Annotated in this window: 4 protein-coding genes and 1 pseudogene; 2 read left to right on the top strand and 3 right to left on the bottom strand. The window is 74.6% G+C overall.

What is annotated here, in order from left to right:
• Positions 1–296 (bottom strand): annotated as a pseudogene (locus tag AC1DUQ_RS19525) (ATP-dependent DNA helicase RecG); the annotation flags it as partial.
• Between the two features lie 2 nt (positions 297–298).
• Entirely contained in the window at positions 299–1,816 is a 1,518-nt protein-coding gene (locus tag AC1DUQ_RS19520) for a DAK2 domain-containing protein (RefSeq protein ID WP_477074396.1), read from the bottom strand.
• A 278-nt stretch (positions 1,817–2,094) separates the two neighbouring features.
• Here AC1DUQ_RS19520 and rpmB point away from each other — a divergent pair, with 278 nt between their 5' ends.
• Positions 2,095–2,286, top strand: coding sequence for a 50S ribosomal protein L28 (rpmB, locus tag AC1DUQ_RS19515; RefSeq protein WP_028050248.1), 192 nt, complete (start codon positions 2,095–2,097; stop codon positions 2,284–2,286).
• A gap of 84 nt (positions 2,287–2,370) precedes the next feature.
• A complete protein-coding gene (locus tag AC1DUQ_RS19510) occupies positions 2,371–2,895 on the top strand; it encodes an N-acetyltransferase family protein (RefSeq protein WP_477063012.1) in 525 nt (174 codons plus the stop codon).
• On the opposite strand, the gene AC1DUQ_RS19505 is transcribed toward AC1DUQ_RS19510, so the two are convergent.
• A partial coding sequence (locus AC1DUQ_RS19505) for a thiamine-phosphate kinase (protein ID WP_477074395.1) occupies positions 2,880–3,421 on the bottom strand: 542 nt, incomplete at its 5' end. The genes AC1DUQ_RS19510 and AC1DUQ_RS19505 overlap by 16 nt on opposite strands.

Below are 3,421 nucleotides of genomic sequence, written 5' to 3'. Positions count from 1 at the left end.
TCGGTGACCTTGGCCTCGACGCGCGGCTTGCCCGTCTTCTGCGCGAGCTTGATCTCGGCGCCCCGCACCTGGGCGACGAGCGACACGTTGTGCCCCACCGCGAGGCTCGCGATGTCGGTGACCTCGCGCGAGTCCGCGTAGCGCCAGGGGTAGTGGGAGAGCAGGTCGCCGACCGTCTCGATGCCGAGCGCGGCGTACTTCTTCTGCTCGGCGGGCTTGCCCTCCACCCGCCTGTGGAGCACGTCCACGTGGGTGTGGACGCTGTCCGGGTAGATGAGCCCGTCGCGGCCGGCCACGGTCAGTCCAGCCCCAGCACGAGCGCGGGACCGTGCCCCGTCGGACCGACCACGGTCGCCTCGACGCCCGGGTGGTGCGCGGCCAGGTGGTCGACGAGTCCGTCCACCAGACCGTCCTCGTGCGCCGCGTGCAGCAGCACGGTCAGGCTCTCCGCGGGCACCGGTCGCGGGGCGCGCACGAGGGCGTCGACGGCGTCGGTCACGGTGCGCGCGGAGGCCACGTCGATCGCGTGCACGTCCAGGCGTGCCAGCGCCGCCCGGGCCGCGGCGCAGCCCTGCGCGGTCGGACCCGCACCCGCGAGCGCCAACGAGCCGACCACCGCGCGGACCTCGTCGGTCGCGTCGAGAGCCTCGATCACGACGTCGGGCGCAGCCAGCGCGGCGACCTCGTCCTGGTCGACGCCCGTCCCCGGCAGCAGCGCCACGTGCGTCGCCCCGGTGTCGGTGACCGCCCGCGCGAGGTGCTGCACCCGGACCGGCGCCTCGGGGCACCGGACCAGGACCACCGCACCGGACGACGCGTACCAGGCGGCCAGGCCGGGGGCGGCCGTGCACGCCACGACGCCCCAACGCTCGAGCCCGTCGGCCCGGCCGGTCAGGGCCGAGCCACCCGCGTGCGCGCCCGCGAGGAGCCGGACGAGGACCTGCTCCCGACGCCCCAGCGCGGCACCGGCGATCGCCGCGGCCGGGTCGTCGGTGTGCACGTGGACGTGCCACCACCCGTCTCCGCCGACGACCGCCACCGAGTCCCCCACGGACCCCATCCGCCGGCGCAGCTCCGCCCCGGTGTCGATCACGGGGTGCTCGTCGCTCACCAGGAGCATGACCTCGAACGCACCACCGGACGGCTCGACGGACGCGAGGTGCGCGGCGGTGGTCGGGAGCCAGTCGAGCGGGACCTGCAGGGGCCGCTCGTCGGAGACCGCCCGGGCGAGCGCGTCGAGCACGACGATCAGCGCGCAGGCACCGGCATCCAGCACCCGCGCCGCCCGCAGGACGGGGTGCACCGCGCTGATCCGACCGAGCGCGCGCAGGGCCTCGGCCACCGCCTCGGCCAGCGTCGTGGGCAGATCGGCACCGGCGTCCGCGGCCGTGGCAGCCGCGCTCGACACGACGTCGGCCAGCGTGAGGACCGTGCCCTCCTGCGGCTCGACGGTCGCCTCCCGGGCGGCGCGTCCGGCCACGGCCAGGCAGCGGGCGACCTCGGGGGCACCTGCCCGCGCGGGCAGGGCACGCGCGAACCCGGTGAGGTACTGGCTGACGATGACGCCGGAGTTCCCGCGTGCGGAGAGCAGGGCACCCCGGCCGAAGGCGCGAGCGAGGTCCTGCGCCGACGCGCCGACCGGGACGAGCCCGACCGCGTCCGCGCCGCCCGCGACGGTCAGCAGCACGTTGGTACCGGTGTCGGAGTCCGCCACCGGGAACACGTTCACGGCGTCGATCCGGTCCCGTGCGGCGTCCAGCGCGGAGCGTGCCGCGTGCGCCCACTCGCGCACCGCCGCTGCCTCGAGCTGGTCCACCGCACCTCCGTCGTCCTGGATCACCTCACCACGCCGTCGACGCCCACGGCTGCCTCGACGGGGCACCACCCTGCCTCATCCCGCCCACATTTGGGCCGACGTGCCCGATGGGCTAGTCTTGACCGGTTGCCCGGCCTTGCTGGGCGCTGGTGGTGCCCGATCGCGGCCCCCGCATCCACTTCCGGAAACGGTACGGAGACGGTGTCGCTCGTGCGCCCCGACCCATGACTTCGCCGCACACGCGGCACATGATCCGCAAAGAGCAACAGGAGAAGACCGTGGCTGCCAACTGCGACGTCTGCGCCAAGGGCCCGAGCTTCGGGCACAGCATCTCGCACTCGCACGTGCGCACGAAGCGGCGCTGGAACCCGAACATCCAGCGCGTGCGTGCCGTCGTCGCGGGGACGCCCAAGCGTCTCAACGTGTGCACGTCGTGCCTCAAGGCCGGCAAGGTGCAGCGCGCCATCTGACGTCACCAGACGTTCTCGAAGGCCCATGAGGTTGTCACCTCATGGGCCTTCGTCATGCCCGACACCTGTGGCAAGGTGACCTCCATGGTCGAGCAGCTGGACGAGGTGACGATCCGGGTCGCCACCGAGGGGGACGCCGCAGACATCGCTCGGGTGCACGTGCGGTCGTGGCAGGAGGCGTACGCGGGCATCGTGCCGGACGCGTACCTCGCCTCCCTGGACGCGGACGCCCGCATCGCGCAGTGGCGCACGTACCTGCGCGAAGGCCCGCGGGAGGAGATCCGCACGTGGGTCGCGCTCTCGGGTGAGCGCATCGTCGGCTTCGTCACCGTCGGGCCCAGCCGCGACGAGGACGCGGGGCGCGGCGACCAGGAGATCTTCTCCATCTACCTCGACCCGGGCACCTGGGGTCACGGCGTCGCCCGCGACCTGATGCGCACGGTGATCGCGGAGGTCGGCAGCGCCACGACGATCACGCTCTGGGTCCTCGCGGACAACGAGCGCGCCCGGCACTTCTACCGCCGGCACGGCTTCCAGGCGGACGGCATCGACCGCTACGAYGACATCGGCGGCGAGAGCCTCCTCGAGGTCCGCTACCGCCGCGGCTGACCGGCCGAYCAGCCGGCGAAGTGGTCCCACCCGGACCGTGCGGGGGCCGCGACCCCGTCGACGGTGACGGTTCCCGCTCCCGCCGGGACCACCCGGCCGACGACGCGGAACGGCTCAGGCAGCGTGGCGCCGGCGGGGAACGTGGCCAGCAGGCCGTGATCCTCGCCGCCGTCGAGCACCCAGCGCTCGGCAGGCACCCCGACCGCGTCGGCCACCGCCCGCAGACGCTCCAGGTCTCCCGCGAACGCCGCCGTGTCCAGCTCGATCCCGACGCCGCTCGCCCGCGCGAGGCGCCCCGCGTCCCGCAGCATTCCGTCGGACACGTCGAGCATGGCCGTCGCGCCCCCGACCGCGGCGGCAGGGCCGGCTCCCAGGGGCGCCACGGGCCGCAGGTGCGCACCGACGAGGTCGAGGTCCAGATCGCTCCGACCCGCGTGGAGCAGGGCGAGACCGGCCGCCGACCAGCCGGCCACCCCGGCGTGCGCCACCACGTCACCCGGTCGCGCGCCCGAGCGCAGCACGGGTG

The sequence above is a fragment of the Cellulomonas sp. P4_B5_2 genome, assembly GCF_056402235.1.
Note: the sequence above shows the minus strand (reverse complement) of the source record. Positions and strands in the feature narration are given on the sequence as shown.